Source organism: Klebsiella sp. CN_Kp073, assembly GCF_040065495.2.
In the GTDB taxonomy this organism is placed as follows: domain Bacteria; phylum Pseudomonadota; class Gammaproteobacteria; order Enterobacterales; family Enterobacteriaceae; genus Klebsiella; species Klebsiella aerogenes.
Window position 1 is genome coordinate 5,159,372 of record NZ_CM198051.1, and the last position, 21,741, is coordinate 5,181,112.

Here is a 21,741-nt window from a genome sequence, read left to right on the forward strand (position 1 = left end):
GTTGCCGTTCTTCCCGCCTGTCAGGGGCGGGTTTTTTATTTTCAGATAAAGGCAAACGCATCGCCAAACAGGCGGTCTTCGCGCGCGCCGCGTTCATTACAGAACAGGTCGCGGGCAATCTTGGCCATCTCAAAGCGACCGGCAATGTAAATATCATGCTCGGCCAGCGTACCGTAATCCTGCAGCACCGCAGTCAGTACAGTACCGGAACGGCCGCGCCATCCTTCTTCCGGCTGCTCGACCACCGGCTCGATGCGCAGATTCGGATGCTTGATGCTTAACGCTTCCAGCTCGGCCAGATCGTACAGATGTTTAGCCTCGCGGCCGCCCCAATAAATGGCGATATCGCGATCCGGGTTACGCGCCAGCGCGGTTAACAGAATAGAACGCACATAAGAGAATCCGGTACCACCGGCGATCAGAATCAGCGGACGATCTTCGTCATCGCGCAGCCACGCTTCGCCATGCGGAATATCAACCTCAATTTCACGCTCTTTCAGAATGCGATCCATCACCGCCATCGCATACAGATTGAGTTCAGAAGCACCGATATGCAGCTCGATAAACTCATGCTCTGACGGCGTGGAAGCCATAGAAAACGGACGCTTGTCGCGCTCGTCCATCACCACCATCAGATACTGGCCGGCGCGGAAAGAGAATGCCGCTTCCGGTACTAATCGAACGCGATACACGGTATCGGTAATCGCCTCCACCGAGGTCACTTTACAGCTTAAGGTTGTCATGCGTCCCCTCTGTCGGGTCTATAGAGCAAAACAGCGGCGTTAGCCCCGCTTACTGTTATTTAAAGATGGCCAGTTCATCCCAGATGGCGTCGATGCGCGCCGTCACCTCAGGATCTTTTTTGATTGGACGACCCCATTCACGCTGGGTTTCGCCAGGCCATTTATTTGTGGCATCCAGCCCCATTTTTGAACCCAGGCCGGAAACCGGCGAGGCAAAATCCAGATAATCTATTGGCGTATTTTCTACCAGTACCGTATCACGAGCCGGGTCCATACGGGTAGTAATCGCCCAAATCACGTCGTTCCAGTCGCGCGCGTTCACGTCATCGTCGCAAACAATCACGAACTTGGTATACATGAACTGGCGCAGGAACGACCAGACGCCCATCATCACGCGCTTGGCATGACCGGCGTACTGTTTTTTCATGGTGACCACCGCCAGGCGATAGGAACATCCTTCCGGCGGCAGATAGAAGTCGACGATTTCCGGGAACTGCTTTTGCAGAATCGGCACAAAGACTTCGTTCAGCGCCACGCCCAGCACCGCGGGTTCATCCGGCGGGCGACCGGTATAGGTCGAATGATAAATCGCGTCTTCGCGCTGGGTAATATGGGTCACCGTAAATACCGGGAAGCTGTCCACTTCATTGTAGTAGCCGGTATGATCGCCGTACGGCCCTTCCGGCGCCATCTCGCCGGCCTCTATATAGCCTTCGAGCACAATTTCCGCGCTGGCCGGCACTTCAAGGTCATTGGAAACGCACTTCACCACTTCGGTCTTGGTGCCGCGCAGCAGGCCTGCGAAAGCATATTCCGACAGGGTATCGGGCACCGGCGTCACCGCGCCCAGAATGGTCGCCGGATCGGCGCCAAGCGCCACGGATACCGGGAAACGCTCGCCGGGATGCGCCGCGCACCACTCCTGGAAATCCAGGGCGCCGCCGCGGTGGGACAACCACCGCATGATGAGTTTATTTTTGCCGATCAGCTGCTGGCGATAAATACCCAGATTTTGCCGCTCCTTGTGCGGGCCTCGGGTCACCGTCAGCCCCCAGGTAATCAGCGGCGCGGCATCTTCCGGCCAGCAGGTCATAATCGGTATTTTGTTGAGATCGACGTCATCGCCCTGGATGATTTTTTGCTGACAAGGCGCGCCGCGCAGACGTTTGGTCGGCATATTCAGCACTTGCTTGAACTGCGGCAGCTTATCAAACAGATCGCGGAAGCCTTTTGGCGGCTCCGGCTCTTTCAGAAAGGCCAATAGCTTCCCGACTTCCCGTAGCGAACTGACGTCTTCCTGGCCCATCCCCAGCGCCACGCGGCGCGGCGTGCCAAACAGGTTGCACAGCACCGGCATTGCGTAGCCTTTCGGGTTTTCAAACAGCAGCGCCGGGCCGCCGGCACGCAGGGTGCGGTCGGCAATTTCGGTAATTTCCAGGTGCGGGTCGACCGGCAGGGCTATCCGTTTTAGCTCGCCCTGCTGCTCAAGTAATGTCAGAAAGTCGCGTAGATCGTGGTATTTCATGGAGTTATTATTGACCTCTATACTAGCGGCTGATTATACGATTTTCGCCGCAACGATGCTGTACTTTTGTTAAATAAGCGTAAATGAACAGGCTATTTACGCTTTCGCTTATAATGGTTTTCGCGATTGTTCCGGGCTTTTGTTATGCTTGCAGGTAGTAAAGCGGAAAGAGTCATTATGCAAGCCTGGTACTTACTTTATTGCAAACGTGGGCAGCTTCAGCGCGCCCAGGAACACCTTGAACGTCAGGCAGTCAATTGCCTGATGCCGACGATCGCGCTGGAAAAAATCATCCGTGGTAAACGTACTACGGTCAGCGAGCCCCTGTTCCCAAACTATCTGTTCGTCGAATTCGACCCCGAGGTTATCCATACCACCACCATCAGCGCCACCCGCGGAGTGAACAGTTTCGTCCGTTTTGGCGCCCAACCGGCAGTGGTGCCTTCAGACGTGATTCACCAGCTTTCCATTTATAAACCGGAAGGCATTACCGACCCGGAAACGCCTCATGAAGGCGACAGCGTGTTAATCACCGACGGCGCTTTTGAAGGACTGCAGGCTATCTTCACCGAGCCCGACGGTGAAGCACGCTCCATGCTGCTCCTCAATCTGTTGAATAAACAGGTCCTGCAAAGCGTTAAAAATACCGACTTCTATAAAATCTGACGGCGCGGTTAAAAGCGCACGCCAAACAGCTTCCTGACGTTCGCATCCGTAACCTCCTCCAGCCATTGCGCTTCCTCGCCTCGCCAGCCCGCTACCCTTGCCAGAATATGCGGCAGATAAGCGGGCTCGTTGCGCCGCGAGGAGGGCTTCGGCTTCATGTCGCGCGGCAACAGATATGGCGCGTCGGTCTCCAGCAGCAAACGTTCCGCCGGGATCGCCGGCAACAGTTCGCGAAGCTCCAGTCCCCGCCGCTCATCGCACACCCAACCGGTGATACCGATAAATAAACCTCTATCAAGACACTGAAGCACTTCCGCGCGGCTACCGGTAAAGCAGTGCAACACGGCGCCGGGCAGTTTATTGAGCCACGGATCCAGCAGCGCAAGGAACCGTTCATGGGCGTCACGGCAGTGTAAAAATACCGGCATTGAGAGCTCGGCCGCCAGCGCCAGTTGGGCGCTGAACGCCTTCTCTTGCTCCTGCGGCGTTGAGAAGTTACGGTTGAAATCAAGACCGCATTCGCCAATCGCCGCCACCTGCGGCTGGCGGGCCAGCGCGTGGATTTCTTCGGCCACCGACTCCGTCCAGGTGCTGCTATCGTGCGGATGTACACCCGCGGTAGACCAGCAGTTGGCGTAACGGCCAGCCATCTGCTGCGCCTGCTGGCTTTCATGCAGATTGGTGCCGGTCAGCAACAGCCCCTGGACACCCGCCGCCTGCGCGCGCGCAACCACCTCGTCGTGATCGCGGGAAAACTGCGAGCTGGTCAGATTTACGCCAATATCAAACATCATAACTCCCATATGACAACCGCCCTGACGGGCGGTTGGCGTTGTTACTCTTCTTTGCTCTCCGCCTCTTCGGCGGCGGCATCTTCGTCACGCGTCAGGCGTTTCCCGGTGTAGAAACGGGCAAAGAACACCCCGACTTCAAACAGGCAATACATGGGGATGGCCAACAGCGTTTGCGAGAACACATCCGGCGGCGTCAGCAGCATACCGACCACGAAGGCGCCCACCAGCACGTAGGGCCGTTTTTTACGTAAATCTTCCGGCGTCGTGACGCCCATCCAGCAGAGCAGGACGATGGCGACCGGCACTTCAAACGACACGCCGAAAGCCATAAACAGCGCCATGACAAAATCGAGGTAGCTACGGATATCGGTCGAAACTAATACCCCTTCCGGCGCGGCGTGGGTCAGGAAGCCAAATGCCAGCGGGAACACGACGAAATAAGCGAAAGCCATACCGATATAGAACAGCAGCGTACTGGAAACCAGCAGCGGCATGACCAGCCGACGTTCATGCTTATACAACGCTGGCGCGACGAACGCCCATACCTGATAAAGAATGACCGGTACCGACAGGATCACCGAGACCATAAAGGTCAGTTTGATCGGCGTGAAGAAAGGAGAAGCGACATCGGTGGCGATCATCGTCGCGCCTACCGGCATTTTGCTGATAAGCGGAGCGGATACCAGTTGATAGATATCATTGGCGAAGTAAACCAACGCCAGGAAGATCACCAGGATGGCAATAATGCTGTTGAGCAGGCGCTTACGCAGCTCAATCAGATGAGAAATTAACGGTTGAGTCTCGTCTACGCCCATTTTTTACGCTTTATCACTCGATGCGGGGGAAGAATCTGGCACTGCCGCGGCGGCTTTTTCCTTAGTTGCCGGGGCTTCAGCCGACGAAGCGGATAACTCATCGACAACGGGTTCCGGCGCATGTGCCGGAGCGCTGACCTGGTGTTCCGCCGTCGCCGGCGTGACATCCTGGCGCTGCGCTTCGCTACCTTTGACGACCGGATTATGAATGGTGTTCGCTTCGTCGCTGGCCTTTTCAGGATCGTGGGCGGTATAGGAACGCTTCATGGATTCAGCCGCTTCGCGCAGTTCATCCATCGAGGCTTTGAGCTCCGGAGTCAGATTATCCAGGCTGGCCTTTTCCACCTTCTTCAGGCTCTCCTGAAACTCCTGCAGTTTTAGCTCCTGGGCAAGCTCATTTTGTACGGTGGTCGCCAGCGAGCGCAACGTACGGATCCAGCTGGCCACCGTTTTGACGGCGACAGGTAGTCGCTGTGGCCCCAATACGATGAGGCCAATCACGAACACCAGCAATAGTTCACTAAAACCGATATCGAACACGAATTACACCTGCTCTTTGTCGTGGCGTTTTGTCTCGTCTTTTTTCGCATCATCTTGTTTATCAGCGATAGTTTTCGCTGCAAAATCTGCATCGGCTGAGGACTTATCAGATTTTTCGTCATCGCTCATCGCTTTTTTAAAGCCCTTGATCGATGCGCCTAAATCCGAACCCAGCGAGCTCAGCTTCTTCGTCCCGAAAAGCAGAACTACGATGACGACAACAATTAACAACTGCCAAATACTGATACCACCCATACACGTTCCCCTATGACAGATGATGAATGATGAGAGCGCATTATACACGTCATCCGGTGAGACGCCTCTTTGTCAGGCCGCTCACATGACTTCGCGCAAGAATCAATGCGCCAGAATAAACGCGAAACCTGTTAGCGCGTTTTTCGCCAACCAATAAGCCAGGTTACGACGCCGCCGGCCATCAGCCAGCCAGGCATCATGCCCCACTCCGGGCGGTGGATAAATAACAGCGTACCGCTTAAAAGCAAAACGGCGCCTATACCAAACAGATAACGGGACTGCCCCTGGCGCACGTGGCGCACCTGGAAGTCGCGCACGATGGTATCGACGCTGGTCTGCAGCTGTTTGCTCTGCTGCAGGCTTTGGTACACCAGCTCAGGAATTTCCGGCATTCGTTCAATCCAGAACGGCGCTTTTTCTTTAAACGCACGCACCAGCGCGGGAATACCGACCTGATCCTTAATCCACGACTCGAGGAAAGGCTTCGCCGTTTTCCACAAGTCTAACTGAGGATAGAGCTGACGACCTACCCCTTCTACGTAAAGTAATGTCTTCTGAAGCAAAACCAGCTGCGGCTGGACTTCCATGTTGAAACGCCGCGCGGTATTAAACAGATTCAGCAATACGTGGCCGAAGGAGATTTCCGCCAGCGGCTTTTCAAAGATGGGCTCGCACACGGTGCGAATCGCAAACTCAAACTCTTCAACGTTGGTATCCGGCGGCACCCAGCCGGAATCGACGTGCAGCTCGGCAACCTTACGATAATCACGGTTGAAGAAAGCAATAAAGTTTTCCGCCAGATAGCGCTTATCGTCTTTGTTCAACGAGCCGACGATACCGCAGTCGATACCGATATATTGCGGGTCATGCGGATGATCGTAGCTAACGAAAATATTACCCGGATGCATATCCGCATGGAAAAAGCTGTCGCGGAACACCTGGGTAAAGAAGACCTGCACCCCACGCTCCGCCAACAACTGCATGTTGGTGCCCTGGGCTTCCAGCGCGGCGACATCGGAAACCGGAATACCGTAGATCCGCTCCATTACCATCATGCCTTCGCTACAGTAATCGGAATAGACTTCCGGCACGTATAGCATTGGGCTGTCTTCGAAATTGCGCCGTAGCTGAATAGCATTAGCCGACTCGCGTAGAAGGTTCAGCTCGTCCATCAGCGTTTTTTCATATTCGCGGACGACTTCCTGCGGACGCAGACGGCGGCCATCCGGCAGCAGACGAGGCACCCAGCGCGCCAGGCGGTAGATTAATTTCATGTCCGCTTTGATCACCGGCAGGATATCCGGGCGGATGACCTTGATGACAACCTCTTTGCCGTTGTCTTTCAGACGCGCGGTATGGACCTGAGCGATAGAGGCGGAGGCGAGCGGCTCAATGGCGAAATCATCGAACCAGGCTTCAATGGGCAGCCCGCCCATCGCTTGTTCGATCTGTTGTTTTGCCAATTTGCCATCGAAAGGCGCGACGCGATCTTGCAGCAGCGCCAGCTGATCGGCGATTTGCGGCGGGAACAGGTCGCGGCGGGTGGAGAGCATCTGGCCGAACTTAATCCACACCGGACCCAGCTCCTGCAGCGCCAGGCGTAAGCGTTGACCCAGCGGTTTATCTTTGTGGCGATTCGGCATCCAGAACAACATTCGCCGCCAGATGCGCAGCGGCAACGTGATACGCATTTTGGGAATGAGCTCATCAAGCCCGTAACTCAAAAAGGTGCGGATGATAAAATACAGGCGCCGTAATTCTCCTGGCGTCATTTGCCCTCCAGCGTTTCCAGCCGTTTTTCCAGTGCGGCCAGCGCGCGTTCCACGGCGGCGGATTCTTCAGCAAACCAGGCCATCTCTAACGGGCCCGGCGCCAGTCGCCACTCTTCGGTAATCGCTTCAGCGACGTAGCGCTGCTGGCTTTGCGCGCCCTGCAGCAGGAAGCGGGCGCCGCCGCGAAGTACCTTGCCAACCCCTTCAGCGACGATATCGCCGGTATACGGCGCCAGCAGCTCTGCCGGATCGAACTCCGCCAGATCGCAAAGCGCGACCATGTTCTGCACAACCTGCAGGTCGCCCTGCACTTCCAGATCGCCGCTGCGAATCAGCGCGGTCAACTGCTGGCGGTTACGCAGCTGCGGCAGCACGCTCAGGCGGGTAATTACGGTACAGTCAGCTTCGCCTTCCCATGCGCCGAGCACGTCGATTTGCTGCTCGCTATAGGCCAGCACGACAGGCGCCGACAGCTCTTTGAGCTCTACGCGCAGCACTTTCCCCAGCAGGCGTTGACGCGCCGGTTTAAGCGCGCGGTCGCGCCAGAGAAAAGTATTAAGAACCGTTTCGATGCCAGCGGTAACCAGTGGTGCGAAAGGCATAGCGTCCCTCCTGTCAGAACTTATAGCCGCGGTGTAGCGCGACAATACCTGCCGTCAGATTGTAGTAGTCGACGCTTTCAAAACCCGCCTCCTGCATCATGCCTTTCAGGGTCTCCTGATCGGGATGCATGCGGATGGATTCCGCCAGATAGCGATAGCTTTCCGCATCGTTTGCCACCAGTTCGCCGACTTTCGGCAGCACGTGGAAGGAATAAGCGTCGTAGGCTTTGCTCAGTGGTTCGAGAATCGGTTTGGAGAACTCCAGAACCAGCAAACGTCCGCCCGGTTTCAGCACGCGGTACATTGAACGCAGCGCTTTGTCTTTATCGGTAACGTTACGCAGGCCAAAGGAGATGGTGATGCAGTCAAAGGTGTTATCCGCAAACGGCAGCGCTTCGGCGTTGGCCTGAACGTACTCAACGTTACCGACAATACCGATGTTGCGCAGTTTTTCGCGGCCCATTTTGAGCATCGAATCGTTGATATCGGCGAGCATCACGCGACCGGTTTCGCCCACCAGACGGGAAAACTTCGCCGTCAGGTCGCCGGTACCGCCCGCTAAGTCCAGCACGGTTTGCCCACGACGCACGCCGCTGCAGTCGATGGTGAAGCGCTTCCACAAGCGATGAATCCCGAACGACATTAAGTCGTTCATCACATCATATTTTGCAGCGACAGAATGGAATACATGCGCCACCATGTCCGCCTTCTGCTCTTTGGCTACCGTTTGAAAGCCAAAATGCGTCGTTTCTTGTGAATCCTCAACCATCTCTATGCCCGCTTACTTATCAAGAAAATGTTCAGCGAGTGTAACAGATTCAGGCCATTTCCCATACGTTTCAGCTTGGCCTGACGTGCTCGTTTGCTCTCGCTGCAGACGTGGAATCGGCGCTAAACACATCTTCCTGCGGTGAATTTTCATCTTCCTCAAGGCGGTATTCGTCATCCTGCGCCGTGGCCTGCTCGACTAAATCAGGATTAATCCCGCGCTTAACCTCGACCCCCAGGCCACGGAATGACTCGGCCTGTACCAGCAGATTGCCGCGCCCCGAGGCGAGCTTTTTCATCGCCTGGCGATAGTTATCCTGCGCTTTATCAAGGCTTTGGCCGATGGCCGACATATCGTCGACAAACAGCCGCATCTTGTCGTACAGGCGCCCGGCGCGCTCGGCGATTTTCTGCGCGTTACGGCTTTGATGCTCATAGCGCCACAAATTAGCGATAGTGCGCAGCGCCACCAGCAGGGTTGTTGGGCTAACAAGCATAATATTGTTCTTCAGCGCCTCGCTGATAAGCTCAGGCTGACGGTCGATAGCCAGCAGGAACGCCGGCTCGACGGGGATAAACATCAATACATAGTCGAGCGAACGTAACCCCGGCAGTTGTTGATAATCTTTGCGGCCCAGCAGGCGAATATGGTTACGTACCGAGGCAATATGCTCCTGTAGCGCCGCTTCGCGGGTGTAATCATCCTCAGCGTTGAAATAACGCTCATAGGCGACCAGAGTCATTTTGGCGTCGATAACCACGTCTTTGCCCTGCGGCAGGCGCACGATAACGTCCGGCTGCATCCGCGAGCGGTTATCGGTTTCGATGCTGACCTGTGTTTGATACTCATAGCCTTCGCGCAGGCCGGAGGCCTCCAGCACGCGGGTTAGCACCACTTCTCCCCAGTTGCCCTGGGTTTTGTTATCGCCCTTCAGCGCTTTCGTCAGGTTTAACGCCTCTTGCGCCATCTGTGCGTTCAGCTGTTGCAGGTTGCGGATTTCGTGCGCCAGCGTGTGGCGCTCACGCGCCTCCTGGCCGAAGCTGTCCTGAACCTGGCGACGAAAGCCGTCGAGCTGTTCCCGGAGCGGCGTCAGCAGGCCATGCAGGCTCTGCCGGTTTTGTTCATCAACCCGGCGGTTGCTGTGTTCGAATATGCGGTTCGCCAGGTTTTCAAACTGCTCGCTCAGGCGCTGCTCGCTGTTGACCATCTGGCGGATTTTATCTTCGGCGTGCAGCTGCGTGGATTCCAGACGAGTGGTCACTTCCCGCAGGTCGGCCTCCAGCGAGGTGTTGATATCACGCAGGCTGCGCAGCTCGTTGTTGAGAAGTTCGCACTCATCGCGCCAGTGCGATTCCTGCACCAGCTGCTGACGTGCGGCGCTAAGTTCGATATCCAGCTCGCGGCGCTCTTCAATGAGATCGGCACGGATTTGATCGGCGCGGGCTTTTGTCGCCAGCCAGCCAACGATTAACCCTGCCGCCAGCGCCACCACGGCGCTTATCACAATAGAGATATCCACAACGCCTCCCCGGCAACCACTTACGACACAAAATAGAATTGTGCTGTACAAACGTCCAGTTGAAAAGGATTTTCCTGCGAGGCGCTACGCAAAAAAGAAAGGCCGGAGGGTCCGGCCTTGCGAGAAAAAGTGAAGAACTACAGCAGGCGGCGCGCCGCTTCCACAACGATTTTCACCGCGTGGCTTTCGGTTTGCTTCATGGTTTCGGCGTTAGGGATCTCTTGCTGGGTACGGTTGACGATAACCCCTGCCACCATCCCGGCGCGCAGGCCCTGGCTGGCGCACATGGTCAGCAGCGTAGCGGATTCCATTTCATAGTTCATGACGCCCATTGCCTGCCACTCTTCCATCGAGCCTTTGAAGCGGCTCACGACACGGCCGGAGAAGGTGTCGTAACGCTCCTGGCCTGGATAGAAGGTATCAGAGGAGGCAGTTACACCGATATGGGTGGTCGCACCAATTGATTTCGCCGCTTCCACCAGCGCGGTGGTGCAGGCGAAGTCAGCAACGGCCGGAAACTCCATCGGCGCAAAGTGCAGGCTGGCGCCATCCAGACGGACAGAACCGGTCGTCACCAGCACATCACCAACGTTGATGTGCGGCTGAATCGCCCCGGTGGTGCCGATACGCAGGAAGGTACGAACCCCCAGCTGCGCCAGCTCTTCCACGGCGATAGAGGTCGACGGGCCGCCGATACCGGTGGAGCAAACAATCACCGGTTTGCCATCCAGCTCAGCGCGCCAGGAGGTAAATTCACGATGTGATGCCAGCTTAACCGGCTTATCCATCAGCGCGGCGATCTTTTCCACACGCTCCGGATCGCCAGGGACGATAGCCAGCGTAGCCCCTTGTAAATCGTTCTTAGTGAGGCCGAGATGAAAAACATCAGACTTGGACATAAAAAACTCCTCTGTGGGTCGAAGTATCAGCAGAAGCAAAAGGGTACTTTACAGAAGCCACCCGCTTATTTTTGTGATGATGGTCACCATGCATAACAATGATTGCATTTGTTTTTCAACAAATAGTGATTTACATCACATTAACAAGTTATATTCACGGTCATAGAACAAAAGATAGCCGCTTTCAGGCACTGTGCTTTATTACCGCCCGAACTAAAGGGTCTATAGTTAGTGTTGCGCTAATAAATAAGGGTACGGAGAATACCATGACCACCACCAAGCAACCTGGATTCGCACCTGCAGCCTCGCCGCACGCCTCGACCGCCGTCCATACGTCGGATGAGCAGATTGTCGCCGGAGAAACCTCGATCCCATCGCAGGGCGAGAATATGCCAGCCTATCACGCCCGCCCGAAAAACGCCGACGGCCCGCTGCCGATCGTTATCGTGGTGCAGGAGATTTTCGGCGTACATGAACATATTCGCGATCTGTGCCGCCGCCTGGCGCAGGAAGGCTATCTGGCGATTGCGCCAGAACTCTACTTTCGCCAGGGCGATCCGAATGAGTACAACGATATCCCTACCCTGTTCAAAGAACTGGTCACTAAGGTGCCGGACGCACAGGTGCTGGCGGATCTAGACCACGTCGCCAGTTGGGCGGCGCGCCATGGCGGCGATGCCCATCGTCTGCTGATCACCGGTTTTTGCTGGGGCGGGCGCATTACCTGGCTGTATGCCGCGCATAACCCGCAGTTGAAGGCAGGCGTCGCCTGGTATGGCAAACTGGTGGGAGAAAAATCGCTGAATTCGCCAAAACACCCGGTGGATATCGCGGTCGATCTCAACGCGCCGGTGCTTGGCCTGTACGGCGCTAAAGACGCCAGTATTCCGCAGGATACCGTCGAGACCATGCGCCAGGCGCTGCGGGCGGCAAATGCGAACGCCGAGATCGTGGTCTATCCCGAGGCCGATCACGCCTTTAACGCCGACTATCGCGCCAGCTATCACGAAGAGTCAGCCAAAGACGGCTGGCAGCGGATGCTGGCCTGGTTTGCTCAATATGGCGGTAAAAAAGGGTAACTCGCCTGATACATGAAAAGAGGAGGCCGTGGCCTCCTCTGTTGTTTTCCGCGTATCTATCAGGCTGATTCGCGCAGATTTTGCGCCGCTTGCACCATGTTCGCCAGCGCGGCGCGGGTTTCCGGCCAACCGCGGGTTTTCAGGCCGCAGTCCGGGTTAACCCACAAGCGCTCCGCCGGGATACGCTGCGCGGCTTTCTCCAGCAATCCTTCAATCCACTCCACGCTCGGCACGTTTGGCGAGTGGATATCGTACACGCCAGGGCCGATTTCGTTTGGATATTCAAACTCTTCAAACGATTCCAGCAGTTCCATGTCAGAACGCGAGGTTTCAATGGTGATGACGTCGGCATCCAGCGCGGCGATAGAATCCATGATGTCATTGAACTCGCAATAACACATGTGGGTATGAATCTGGGTGTCATCCTTAGCAACCGCGGCGTTGATGCGGAAAGCCTCGACGCCCCACTGTAGATAAGCATTCCAATCGCTGCGCTTCAGCGGCAGACCTTCGCGCAGTGCCGGTTCATCAATCTGGATAATACCGATACCGGCCGCCTCCAGATCCGCCACTTCATCGCGCAGCGCCAGCGCAATCTGCTTCGCGATTGTTTCACGGCTGACATCCTCGCGCGGGAAGGACCAGCACAGAATGGTTACCGGACCGGTCAACATGCCTTTGACCGGCTTGTCGGTAAGAGACTGCGCGTACTTCGCCCATTCGACGGTGATCGCTTGCGGACGGCTGACATCGCCGATAACCACCGGCGGCTTCACGCAGCGAGAGCCATAGCTTTGCACCCAACCGTTTTGCGTGAAGATGAAACCGTCCAGATGCTCACCGAAATACTCCACCATGTCGTTTCGCTCGGCTTCTCCGTGCACCAGCACGTCTAAACCCAGACGTTCTTGTTCGACGATCGCCTGCTTAATATGTTCGGCAATACCCGTCCGATAATGGCTGGCGTCAAGATTGCCCTTTTTGAAGTCCAGACGTAGGGTACGAATTTCGGTTGTCTGCGGGAATGAACCGATCGTCGTCGTCGGCCATGCTGGCAGGTTAAAGCGTTTGCGCTGCGCCTGTGCGCGCTCGGCATAAGGGCTGGTGCGCTGGCTGTCCTGAGCAGTGATTGCCGCCAGCCTTTTTTCCACTGCCGCGTTGTGTACGCGAGTCGAATGGCGACGAGCCTGAATTGGCGCGCTCCACGCCTCGATCGCCGTCGTATCACCGCTGTTCAGCGCGTCGCGTAGCAGCGCCAGTTCGCCACACTTCTGCAGGGCGAAAGCAAACCAACTTTTTACTTCGGCATCAAGACGGGTCTCTACGCTCAGATCGATCGGGCTATGCAGCAAGGAGCAGGAAGAGGCGACCCATAGCTCACGTTGACCGACAAGCGACTTTATTTGCGCATATTTTTCCGTGAGATCGGCGCGCCAGACGTTACGACCATTGATCAGCCCGGCGGATAACAGCCAGTCGGCCGGCAGGCGTTTATGTAGTTCAGCCACCTCATCTTTACCGTGCACAAGATCGACGTGTAGCCCCTGTACCGGCAGCGCGGTGATAACATCAAGGTTGTCGGTGATCCCTTCAAAATAGGTAGTCAGCAGTAGTTTTACCTGCCCCTGCAGGGCTTCATAAGCTGGTTTAAAGGCATCCAGCCATGCTTGCGGCAGCTCCAGAACCAGCGCCGGCTCATCAATCTGCACCCACTCAATGCCGCGCTTCGTCAGCTCGCCCAGTACCTGCTGGTAAACCGGAAGGATATCGTTCAACAGGCTTAGACGATTAAACTGTTCGCCTTTTACTTTGCCCAGCCACAGATAGGTTACCGGCCCCAGCAGTACAGGCTTAATCTTGTGGCCCAGCGCCAGCGCTTCGTCCACTTCATCCAGCAGTTGGGTCCAGCTCAGCTTGAACTGTTGGCCCTGGACAAATTCCGGCACCATGTAGTGATAGTTGGTGTTGAACCACTTGGTCATTTCCGCGGCGGCAGCGGGTTCACCGGTCGGCGCGCGGCCGCGACCAATGCGGAACAGGGTATCGATATCGACGGTGCCGTCTTTGTTCTGATGACGAGCCGGCACGTTGCCCAGCAGCAGGCTGGTGGTCAGAACATGGTCGTACCAGGCAAAATCGCCCACCGGCAGCAGATCAATGCCCGCCTGTTTCTGCTGCTCCCAGTGACGAGCGCGCAGCTCGCGACCTACCGCCAGCAGCTCTTCACGCGTGGCGTTGCCCGCCCAGTAGCTCTCTTGCGCTTTTTTCAGCTCGCGGCGAAGGCCAACGCGAGGAAAACCGAGGGTGTGATTAATAATGGTCATGTGTTCTTCCTCTAATTAATTATTAATCCAAAGGATTTTGTATTCAGGGAAGGCGGCAAGTTTGCTCATCCCCAAGTGACTGGGGTGAGCGAACGCAGCCAACGCACCATAAATTCAAAAGACGAAGGATTTTAGCCATCCAGATGTTTACACATCCATAATGTAAAGGTACTGTATATTCCTCAAGCGCAAATTATTCATGCCGAAGTGAAGGACATTCATGATCGAGATTAAACACCTGAAAACGCTACAGGCGTTGCGGAACAGCGGTTCGCTGGCGGGCGCGGCGGCAGCCCTGCACCAAACCCAGTCGGCCCTGTCCCACCAGTTTAGCGATCTGGAACAGCGCCTTGGCTTCCGTTTATTTGTGCGTAAAAGCCAGCCGCTGCGCTTTACGCCGCAAGGGGAAATTCTGCTGCAGTTAGCCAATCAGGTGCTGCCGCAAATCGCTCGCGCGCTACAGGATTGCAATGAACCACAGCAAACCCGTCTGCGGCTGGCGATTGAGTGCCATAGCTGCATTCAGTGGCTCACCCCGGCGCTGGAAAGCTTCCGCGCCCGCTGGCCGCTGGTGGAAGTTGATTTTCAGTCCGGCGTCACTTTTGACCCGCAGCCAGCCCTGCAGCAGGGCGAACTCGATCTGGTGATGACCTCAGATATTTTGCCGCGTAGCGGCCTGCACTATTCACCGATGTTTGATTATGAAGTTCGTCTGGTGTTAGCTCCGGAACATCCACTGGCGGCGAAAACGCGCATCTCGCCGGAAGATCTGGCTGCGGAAACGTTACTGATTTATCCGGTACAGCGCGGGCGACTGGATATCTGGCGCCACTTCCTGCAACCGGCGGGGATCAGCCCGCAGTTGAAAAGCGTCGATAACACGCTGCTGCTGATTCAGATGGTCGCCGCGCGAATGGGTATTGCCGCCCTGCCGCACTGGGTGGTGGAAAGTTTTGAACGCCAGGGTTTGATTGTCACCAAAACCCTGGGAGAAGGACTGTGGAGCCGGCTGTACGCCGCGGTGCGCGATGGCGAGCAACGCCAGCCGGTAACAGAAGCGTTTATTCGCTCAGCGCGGAATCACGCTTGCGATCATCTGCCGTTTGTACGGAGTGCGGAGCGACCCAGCGGCGATGGACCCATAGCGAAGCCAGGATTACCAGCGCGCCAATGATAAAGCTCGGCCAGTGAGGCTGCTCCTGCCAGATAGCGAGATTAACCAACAGCCCGGCGGGGACGTGAACGTTATTCATGATCCCCAACGTACCGGCATCCACCTGCGTCGCGCCGTAGTTCCACATGAAGTAACCCAACCCGGAAGCGACCACGCCCAGCCATACCAGAACCCCCCACTGCAGACCGGTGGACGGCAACCTCTGCGGATTGCCCAGCATAAACCACGCCGCTACCGCCACGATAAAGGCGCCGGCATAGAACCAGGCAAAGGCATTGTGTTGCGGCATTGGACGGACTTCCATCAGACGCTTGTAGCCCACCATACCGATGGCGAAACAGATATTCGACAGCTGTACCAGCAATAGCCCGGTCCAGAAGTGATCGCTGACTTTGTCATAGCGGATGATCGCCGCCCCTAACACCGCCAGCGCCGCGCTAAGCAGATAGCCCCAGCGTAGTTTACGGCCGCTGATCAGATCGTAAATCAGGGTGATATACAGCGGGGTAAAGACCGTAAACAACAGAAATTCGGAGACTGTCAGATAGAGATAGGCGCGGAAAGCCAGCAAATACATAATCCCAAGCTGCATCGCCCCTACCAACATGTAGAGCACGATGGTACGCGGAGACTGGCCGCGCGTACGCAGGAAAGGCAGGAACACCAGCGCTGCCAGGCCCACGCGCATCAGCACGGAAAAATAGCTATCGACGCTACCGGCAAGGTATTCGCCAATCAGGCTAAACGAAAAGGCCCACAGGATAGTGGTGATAATTAATAGCGCCACAATGGTCGTCTCATTGAATAAAGAACAGGCATTGTAGCGGAGAGAGAGGTTGACGACTGACTAGTTATTAGCCAATCGTCAATCTTTATCAATCGAGGTACAGCTTGCGCAGGTAATGCGGTACAGCATCATCGGCGTTGCTGCCGATCACTTCCAGCTCCGGATGCAAGTCCTTCAACCGCTGATGGGCGTTCGCCATGATGCAGCCTTTACCGGCCATCGACAGCATCTCGGCGTCGTTCATGCCGTCGCCAAAGGCGATACACTCTTTGAGGCTGTAGCCAAGCATTTTCGCGACGGCCTCCAGCGCATGCCCTTTCGATACACCGCCGGCCATCACTTCAAGGCAGGTCAACGTGGAGAAACTCACATTCACGCGGTCGCCCCAGCGCGCGTTGATAGCCTGCTCAAGCGGCAGCAAATGTTCATGATCTTCACAGGTGAAGAAAACTTTGCTGATGCCATCCGCATCCAGCTCGCCCGGTTCATAAAGCTTGTAGTTGAATACCGCCTCTTTGAAGAAACGCATCTCTTCCGGGCGATGGCGATTCATAAACCATTCATCTTCACGATAGACGTTGGTCACAATCTTCACATCGTTACGCACCATCTCAAACAGATCGCTGGCGATATCGCGGTCGAGGTTATGGGCGAAGATTTGTTTTCCTTCGCTATCGTGTACGCGGGCGCCGTTAGAGGTGATCATGTACGACTTAATGCCGAGATTATCGCGGATCTGTCCCACATCGATATAGTGGCGACCAGTGGCGAAAACGAAATTTATCCCGCGCGCGGTGAGTAGTTTCAGTGTTTCTTTGGCATAGGGGGTGAGGAAATGGTCGGGGGAAAGCAGCGTGCCATCTAAATCAGACGCAACAACCTGGTACATAAAAAATTTAACCTCTAAGCAGGGCGACGAGATCTATCGTCGGATTAAGTATGTCGATTGAAAAAATCGACGATGGCATTTAGCGCGACTGAGCGCATAGCGTCCTTTTCAAAAAGGATCTCGTGATATGCCCCTTCAATAACGAGCGGCTTATCGCCTTCACAAGGGTGTCCGGCAGCGGAACGGAGTTCGCAATAGCGGTCGTGCATCAGGTTATCGACCACCCTTTCATCCTCGGCCTGAATCAATAGCGTCGGAGTCGTATCTTTCTCGACGCCAGCCAATATCTCTTCACCGGCCAGAATACCTTCGCGCACCCAGTGATAGGTCGGCCCGCCGACGCGCAGCCGCGGATCGTCTGCATAAAAACGCAGATTACGACGATAGCGCTGACGGCTATGAGTCAATACATTGAGCGAAAACGGCAGCGCCCGCCAGCGGCCCGTACCGATGGCATACTCTTCACGAATACGCTGATGGCCCTCAGCCCAGTCGAGAATATGGCGCACCATCCAGTCCGGCAGGCGCATGATGATGCCAAACATTGGCGCGCACAAAGCAATGGCGTCACAATGCTGCCGGTGACGCTGCAAGAACAGCGTGGCAATGGCGCCGCCCATCGAGTGGGCGAGAATAAAACGTTTACGCCAGTGGCCGGGAACCACTTCCTGCTGCCAAAGCGCAGCCAGATCGTCAACATAGTCGCTAAAGCGCACAACATGACCGCGGTGGGTATCAGACAGCAACCTACCGGAGCGCCCCTGACCGCGGTGATCGATAATCATTACGTCAAAGCCGCTGTGGAAGAGATCGTAGGCTAGTTCGGCGTACTTCACGTAGCTTTCGATGCGGCCGGGGCAAATAACCACCAGCCGGTCATTATTTGCGGCGCAAAAGCGCACAAAGCGTACCGGAACCTTATCGACGCCCGTAAATTCAGCTTCTTCCCGCTGATGCCAAAAATCCGTCAGCGGCCCCATGGTAAAGGCCGCAAACGCGTTTTCTCGTGTGTCCCAGTCCTTTTGCTGCCCAAACATCGGGTTTACACCCCTGTTAACCGCTGAAAATCGTTTTTTTGTCGCACATCACACAATGCTGATGCAATAGCGTATTGTGGCATAAAAATAGACAATCAGGGAGATTCTCATGACCTTCGAGTGGTGGTTCGCTTATCTGCTGACATCAATCATTCTCAGCCTGTCGCCGGGTTCCGGCGCGATTAATACCATGACCACATCCATCAACCACGGCTATCGCGGCGCGGCAGCCTCTATTGCCGGCCTGCAAACCGGATTGGCCATTCATATCGTGCTGGTTGGCGTCGGTCTGGGCACGCTCTTCTCACGCTCGGTACTGGCATTTGAAGTGTTGAAATGGGCGGGCGCGGCTTATCTTATCTGGCTGGGGATCCAGCAATGGCGGGCGGCGGGTTCAATCGACCTGAATACGCTGGCGCGCACTCAAAGCCGCGGTAAGCTCTATAAACGCGCGGTGTTCGTCAATCTGACCAACCCCAAAAGTATCGTCTTCCTCGCCGCGCTGTTTCCCCAGTTCATCGTCCCGCATCAGCCGCAGGTGATGCAGTACCTGGTACTTGGCGTCACCACCATTGTGGTCGATATCATTGTGATGATCGGTTACGCGACGCTGGCGCAGCGCATTGCGGCCTGGATTAAAGGTCCGAAGCAAATGAAGGCGCTGAATAAAGTGTTTGGTTCGCTGTTTATGCTGGTGGGAGCGCTGCTCGCTTCCGCCCGTCACGCCTGAATATAAGCTGGCACAGCGTGTGCCGCAGCATGGAGGAATGCTAATGACTCTGGCAGAAACGTGGCTCGCAGAAGGCAGAGAGAAAGGCATTAAAGAAGGCATCAAAGAAGGAAAACTACAGGCCCTTTTACAGGTCGCCGCAGCGATGCTCAATCGCGGCATTGATGACGATGCGATCCTGGAAATGACCGGTTTGACCAGCGATGAGCTACAGCGTCTTCGTCACTAATATCAACCCCACCCGGCAACAAACCGAGCGGGGAATCGCATAACACGTTAACGCGAAATAATCAGATGGATGCCGAAACCGGCAAACAGGGTTCCCGCGATGCCGTCTATCCACTTTGCCATCCGCTGATAGCCGCGGCGCATTTGCGGTAGTGCGAACAGGCTGGCCACGATGGTGAACCACGCCAGCGTTTCAAGAACGATCAGCAGGAAAATCCCCCAGCGCGCGCCGGCGCCAATGTTATCGCCAACGAACAGCGAGAAGACCGAACCAAAGTAGATAATCGCTTTCGGGTTGGCGAGGTTAGTCAGCAGGCCCTTCAGGAAACTGCGCCCGCTACGCGCCAGCTCAACCTGCGGTTCCGCCGCGACAACGTCGGTTTTCTTTAACGCGCCGCGCAGCATTTGATAGCCCATCCAGCACAGATAGAGACCGCCGCCGACCATAATCAACGTATGCAGCCAGGCCATTTTCTCGATAATCAGATGTAAGCCGAGCAGCGCGACGCCCGCCCAAACCATCACGCCGCCGGTGATCCCCAGCACGCCCATCATCGCCTCTTTGCGCGAACGGCTCACCGCGGTTTGCGAAACGAAGAAAAAATCCGGCCCCGGGCTCATTAGCGCAATGATGTGCACCAGCGCCACGGTGAGAAAAAGCATCAACATGTTTAACTCGCAGGGAAATAGTGAAGAAGGAAACTATTCTGGCACCTTTTCCCGCGGCTGACTACTCATCATCGCCATCGACATGAGCACGTATCAGCGCCATGAATTCTTTACCGAAGCGCTCAAGCTTACGAGTCCCCACGCCGTTGACGCTAAGCATCTCCCCGGCGGTAAGCGGCGACTGTTCGGCCATCTCAATCAGCGTCGCGTCGTTAAACACGACATATGGCGGGATATTCTCCTCGTCGGCGATCGCTTTACGTAATTTACGCAGCTTGGCGAACAGCTTGCGGTCGTAATTGCCGCCGAAGGATTTCTGCATCGCTTTCGGTTTTAGCGCCACGATACGCGGCACGGCGAGCTGCAGCGGGACTTCACCACGCAGTACAGGACGCGCGGCCTCGGTGAGCTGCAGCGCGGAGTGCTGGGCAATATTTTGCGTCACCAGTCCGAGGTGGATTAACTGGCGAATCACGCTCACCCAGTGCTCGTGGCTCTGCTCGCGACCAATACCGTAAACCGGCAGTTTATCGTGGTTCAGGTCGCGGATACGCTGATTGTTGGCGCCGCGGAGTACTTCAACCACGTAGCCCATCCCGAAGCGTTGATTCACCCGGTAAATAGTTGAAAGCGCCTTGCGCGCGTCCATTAAGCCATCGTACTGCTTTGGCGGGTCAAGGCAGATATCACAGTTGCCGCACGGCTCCTGGCGCCCTTCGCCAAAATAGTTCAGCAGCACCAGACGGCGACAGGTCTGCGCTTCGGCGAAGGCGCCCATCGCATTCAGCTTATGACGTTCAATATCCTGCAGCGGCCCGGCGGGCTTCTCCTCCAGGCAGCGGCGCAGCCACGCCATATCCGCCGGATCGTAAAACAGCATCGCTTCCGCCGGCAGGCCGTCACGCCCGGCGCGGCCGGTTTCCTGATAATAGGATTCAATATTGCGCGGGATATCAAAGTGCACCACAAAGCGGACGTTCGGCTTGTTAATGCCCATACCGAAGGCCACCGTCGCCACCACGATCTGCAGATCGTCACGCTGGAATTTCTCCTGCACGTCGGCACGAATATCATTTTCCAGGCCAGCATGGTAGGCCGCCGCGCTGATGCCACGGCTTTGCAGCCTGGCTGCGGTGTCTTCAACTTTAGAACGGCTGTTGCAGTAGATAATCCCTGATTTACCGCGCTGATCCTGGACGTATCGCATCAACTGATCGAGCGGCTTAAATTTCTCCATCAGCATATAGCGGATATTGGGGCGATCGAAGCTACTAACCTGAATCAGCGGATCGTTAAGCCCCAGCAGGCGAACAATATCGCGACGGGTGGTGTCATCAGCGGTGGCGGTGAGCGCCATAAACGGAATATGCGGCATCCGCTGGCGCAGCTGGCCCAACGCGGCATATTCCGGGCGGAAATCATGGCCCCATTGCGAGATACAGTGCGCCTCATCCACCGCCAGCATCGCTAAGTTCCAGTGGCTCAGATGCTCCAGGAAGTTATCCAGCATCAGGCGTTCCGGCGCGATATACAGCAGACGAATCTGCCCGCTGCGGCAGCCCGCCATCACCTCTTGCTGCTGCTCGCGGCTTTGCGTCGAGTTAAGACAGGCCGCGGCGACACCGTTTGCCAGCAGTTGATCGACCTGGTCTTTCATCAGCGAAATCAGCGGCGACACGACAACCGTCAGGCCGCCGAGGACCAATGCAGGTACCTGGTAGCACAGCGATTTACCGCCGCCGGTCGGCATCACCACCAGGCAATCGCGGCCTTCCAGCGCCGTGGCGATAATCGATTCCTGGCCCGGGCGGAACTGCTGGTAGCCGAAGGTCTCTTGTAAAACCTGCTTAGCCAGCGATTCCTGATTTAATACTTCCGCCTGTGCCACGTTGACCCCATTCGCCTGAAAAGAAAACAGGCGCTAT

Annotated in this window: 21 protein-coding genes and 1 pseudogene; 5 read left to right on the forward strand and 17 right to left on the reverse strand. The window is 56.0% G+C overall.

Annotated features, from left to right (window positions below; translation table 11 throughout):
- Positions 1–41 precede the first annotated feature (41 nt).
- Together fre and ubiD are read right to left on the reverse strand one after the other, a co-directional pair.
- Positions 42–743, reverse strand: a complete 702-nt coding sequence (gene fre, locus ABLV66_RS24750; protein WP_008807928.1) for an NAD(P)H-flavin reductase — start codon at positions 741–743, stop codon at positions 42–44.
- 55 nt (positions 744–798) lie between these two features.
- A complete protein-coding gene (gene ubiD / locus ABLV66_RS24755; RefSeq protein ID WP_348877224.1) occupies positions 799–2,268 on the reverse strand; it encodes a 4-hydroxy-3-polyprenylbenzoate decarboxylase in 1,470 nt (489 codons plus the stop codon).
- 177 nt (positions 2,269–2,445) lie between these two features.
- Between ubiD and rfaH the strand changes: the two genes are divergently transcribed.
- Positions 2,446–2,934: a transcription/translation regulatory transformer protein RfaH gene (gene rfaH / locus ABLV66_RS24760; RefSeq protein ID WP_047045723.1), complete on the forward strand. Its 489-nt coding sequence runs from the start codon at positions 2,446–2,448 to the stop codon at positions 2,932–2,934.
- 8 nt (positions 2,935–2,942) lie between these two features.
- Here rfaH and tatD read toward each other — a convergent pair whose 3' ends face one another.
- The 9 genes from tatD to udp form a co-directional block, all read right to left on the reverse strand.
- The gene (tatD, locus tag ABLV66_RS24765) at positions 2,943–3,737 is read right to left on the reverse strand and encodes a 3'-5' ssDNA/RNA exonuclease TatD (protein WP_348877223.1); all 795 of its coding nucleotides are present in this window, start codon (positions 3,735–3,737) and stop codon (positions 2,943–2,945) included.
- Positions 3,738–3,769: 32 nt separating this feature from the next.
- Positions 3,770–4,543: a Sec-independent protein translocase subunit TatC gene (gene tatC, locus ABLV66_RS24770; protein WP_015368842.1), complete on the reverse strand. Its 774-nt coding sequence runs from the start codon at positions 4,541–4,543 to the stop codon at positions 3,770–3,772.
- Positions 4,544–4,546: 3 nt separating this feature from the next.
- Positions 4,547–5,083, reverse strand: a complete 537-nt coding sequence (gene tatB / locus ABLV66_RS24775; protein WP_320483021.1) for a Sec-independent protein translocase protein TatB — start codon at positions 5,081–5,083, stop codon at positions 4,547–4,549.
- Positions 5,084–5,086: 3 nt separating this feature from the next.
- Positions 5,087–5,338 (reverse strand): Sec-independent protein translocase subunit TatA, encoded by a 252-nt coding sequence (gene tatA / locus ABLV66_RS24780; RefSeq protein WP_015368844.1) that lies wholly within the window; start codon positions 5,336–5,338, stop codon positions 5,087–5,089.
- A gap of 131 nt (positions 5,339–5,469) precedes the next feature.
- Entirely contained in the window at positions 5,470–7,110 is a 1,641-nt protein-coding gene (gene ubiB / locus ABLV66_RS24785; protein WP_015368845.1) for a ubiquinone biosynthesis regulatory protein kinase UbiB, read from the reverse strand.
- Positions 7,107–7,712 (reverse strand): ubiquinone biosynthesis protein UbiJ, encoded by a 606-nt coding sequence (gene ubiJ, locus ABLV66_RS24790; protein WP_045395607.1) that lies wholly within the window; start codon positions 7,710–7,712, stop codon positions 7,107–7,109. Before ubiJ ends, ubiB begins: the two co-directional genes overlap by 4 nt.
- A 13-nt stretch (positions 7,713–7,725) precedes the next feature.
- Positions 7,726–8,481: a bifunctional demethylmenaquinone methyltransferase/2-methoxy-6-polyprenyl-1,4-benzoquinol methylase UbiE gene (gene ubiE, locus ABLV66_RS24795; protein WP_045395605.1), complete on the reverse strand. Its 756-nt coding sequence runs from the start codon at positions 8,479–8,481 to the stop codon at positions 7,726–7,728.
- Between the two features lie 70 nt (positions 8,482–8,551).
- Positions 8,552–10,000 carry a DNA recombination protein RmuC gene (gene rmuC, locus ABLV66_RS24800; protein ID WP_047078527.1) on the reverse strand — a complete coding sequence of 483 codons (1,449 nt, stop codon included), beginning with the start codon at positions 9,998–10,000 and terminating at the stop codon, positions 8,552–8,554.
- Positions 10,001–10,137: 137 nt separating this feature from the next.
- Positions 10,138–10,899: a uridine phosphorylase gene (gene udp, locus ABLV66_RS24805; protein WP_004181652.1), complete on the reverse strand. Its 762-nt coding sequence runs from the start codon at positions 10,897–10,899 to the stop codon at positions 10,138–10,140.
- Between the two features lie 266 nt (positions 10,900–11,165).
- Between udp and ABLV66_RS24810 the strand changes: the two genes are divergently transcribed.
- Positions 11,166–11,978 (forward strand): dienelactone hydrolase family protein, encoded by an 813-nt coding sequence (locus ABLV66_RS24810; protein WP_045395602.1) that lies wholly within the window; start codon positions 11,166–11,168, stop codon positions 11,976–11,978.
- A 59-nt stretch (positions 11,979–12,037) separates the two neighbouring features.
- On the opposite strand, the gene metE is transcribed toward ABLV66_RS24810, so the two are convergent.
- The gene (gene metE / locus ABLV66_RS24815) at positions 12,038–14,302 is read right to left on the reverse strand and encodes a 5-methyltetrahydropteroyltriglutamate--homocysteine S-methyltransferase (protein WP_348877222.1); all 2,265 of its coding nucleotides are present in this window, start codon (positions 14,300–14,302) and stop codon (positions 12,038–12,040) included.
- Between the two features lie 220 nt (positions 14,303–14,522).
- Between metE and metR the strand changes: the two genes are divergently transcribed.
- On the forward strand, positions 14,523–15,476 hold the full coding sequence (metR, locus tag ABLV66_RS24820; RefSeq protein ID WP_015703991.1) for an HTH-type transcriptional regulator MetR: 954 nt from the start codon (positions 14,523–14,525) through the stop codon (positions 15,474–15,476).
- Here the strand turns inward: metR and ABLV66_RS24825 are convergent.
- The 3 genes from ABLV66_RS24825 to pldB all read right to left on the reverse strand — a co-directional run bounded on the left by ABLV66_RS24825 (position 15,364) and on the right by pldB (position 18,189).
- Complete coding sequence (locus ABLV66_RS24825) at positions 15,364–16,263, reverse strand: carboxylate/amino acid/amine transporter (protein ID WP_047045702.1); 900 nt, start codon at positions 16,261–16,263, stop codon at positions 15,364–15,366. The two genes, metR and ABLV66_RS24825, sit on opposite strands and share 113 nt — an antisense overlap.
- A gap of 88 nt (positions 16,264–16,351) precedes the next feature.
- A complete protein-coding gene (gene yigL / locus ABLV66_RS24830) occupies positions 16,352–17,152 on the reverse strand; it encodes a sugar/pyridoxal phosphate phosphatase YigL (protein WP_015368853.1) in 801 nt (266 codons plus the stop codon).
- 44 nt (positions 17,153–17,196) lie between these two features.
- Positions 17,197–18,189: a lysophospholipase L2 gene (pldB, locus tag ABLV66_RS24835; RefSeq protein WP_045395594.1), complete on the reverse strand. Its 993-nt coding sequence runs from the start codon at positions 18,187–18,189 to the stop codon at positions 17,197–17,199.
- A gap of 109 nt (positions 18,190–18,298) precedes the next feature.
- On the opposite strand from pldB, the gene rhtB reads away from it, so the two are divergent.
- Both rhtB and ABLV66_RS24845 read left to right on the forward strand, forming a co-directional pair.
- Positions 18,299–18,919: a homoserine/homoserine lactone efflux protein gene (rhtB, locus tag ABLV66_RS24840; RefSeq protein WP_015368855.1), complete on the forward strand. Its 621-nt coding sequence runs from the start codon at positions 18,299–18,301 to the stop codon at positions 18,917–18,919.
- A 1-nt stretch (position 18,920) separates the two neighbouring features.
- Positions 18,921–19,148 (forward strand): annotated as a pseudogene (locus tag ABLV66_RS24845) (Rpn/YhgA-type helix-turn-helix domain-containing protein); the annotation flags it as partial.
- 47 nt (positions 19,149–19,195) lie between these two features.
- On the opposite strand, the gene rhtC reads toward ABLV66_RS24845, so the two are convergent.
- Together rhtC and recQ are read right to left on the reverse strand one after the other, a co-directional pair.
- Positions 19,196–19,816, reverse strand: a complete 621-nt coding sequence (gene rhtC / locus ABLV66_RS24850; protein ID WP_045395590.1) for a threonine export protein RhtC — start codon at positions 19,814–19,816, stop codon at positions 19,196–19,198.
- A 61-nt stretch (positions 19,817–19,877) separates the two neighbouring features.
- Positions 19,878–21,704: an ATP-dependent DNA helicase RecQ gene (gene recQ / locus ABLV66_RS24855; protein WP_015368858.1), complete on the reverse strand. Its 1,827-nt coding sequence runs from the start codon at positions 21,702–21,704 to the stop codon at positions 19,878–19,880.
- Positions 21,705–21,741 lie beyond the last annotated feature (37 nt).

Bases quoted from the DNA above. Each gene is read 5' to 3' on its own strand.
- fre (WP_008807928.1), bottom strand. From the start codon at position 743: ATGACAACCTTAAGCTGTAAAGTGACCTCGGTGGAGGCGATTACCGAT.
- ubiD (WP_348877224.1), bottom strand. From the start codon at position 2,268: ATGAAATACCACGATCTACGCGACTTTCTGACATTACTTGAGCAGCAG.
- rfaH (WP_047045723.1), top strand. From the start codon at position 2,446: ATGCAAGCCTGGTACTTACTTTATTGCAAACGTGGGCAGCTTCAGCGC.
- tatD (WP_348877223.1), bottom strand. From the start codon at position 3,737: ATGGGAGTTATGATGTTTGATATTGGCGTAAATCTGACCAGCTCGCAG.
- tatC (WP_015368842.1), bottom strand. From the start codon at position 4,543: ATGGGCGTAGACGAGACTCAACCGTTAATTTCTCATCTGATTGAGCTG.
- tatA (WP_015368844.1), bottom strand. From the start codon at position 5,338: ATGGGTGGTATCAGTATTTGGCAGTTGTTAATTGTTGTCGTCATCGTA.
- ubiB (WP_015368845.1), bottom strand. From the start codon at position 7,110: ATGACGCCAGGAGAATTACGGCGCCTGTATTTTATCATCCGCACCTTT.
- ubiJ (WP_045395607.1), bottom strand. From the start codon at position 7,712: ATGCCTTTCGCACCACTGGTTACCGCTGGCATCGAAACGGTTCTTAAT.
- ubiE (WP_045395605.1), bottom strand. From the start codon at position 8,481: ATGGTTGAGGATTCACAAGAAACGACGCATTTTGGCTTTCAAACGGTA.
- udp (WP_004181652.1), bottom strand. From the start codon at position 10,899: ATGTCCAAGTCTGATGTTTTTCATCTCGGCCTCACTAAGAACGATTTA.
- ABLV66_RS24810 (WP_045395602.1), top strand. From the start codon at position 11,166: ATGACCACCACCAAGCAACCTGGATTCGCACCTGCAGCCTCGCCGCAC.
- metE (WP_348877222.1), bottom strand. From the start codon at position 14,302: ATGACCATTATTAATCACACCCTCGGTTTTCCTCGCGTTGGCCTTCGC.
- metR (WP_015703991.1), top strand. From the start codon at position 14,523: ATGATCGAGATTAAACACCTGAAAACGCTACAGGCGTTGCGGAACAGC.
- yigL (WP_015368853.1), bottom strand. From the start codon at position 17,152: ATGTACCAGGTTGTTGCGTCTGATTTAGATGGCACGCTGCTTTCCCCC.
- pldB (WP_045395594.1), bottom strand. From the start codon at position 18,189: ATGTTTGGGCAGCAAAAGGACTGGGACACACGAGAAAACGCGTTTGCG.
- rhtB (WP_015368855.1), top strand. From the start codon at position 18,299: ATGACCTTCGAGTGGTGGTTCGCTTATCTGCTGACATCAATCATTCTC.
- rhtC (WP_045395590.1), bottom strand. From the start codon at position 19,816: ATGTTGATGCTTTTTCTCACCGTGGCGCTGGTGCACATCATTGCGCTA.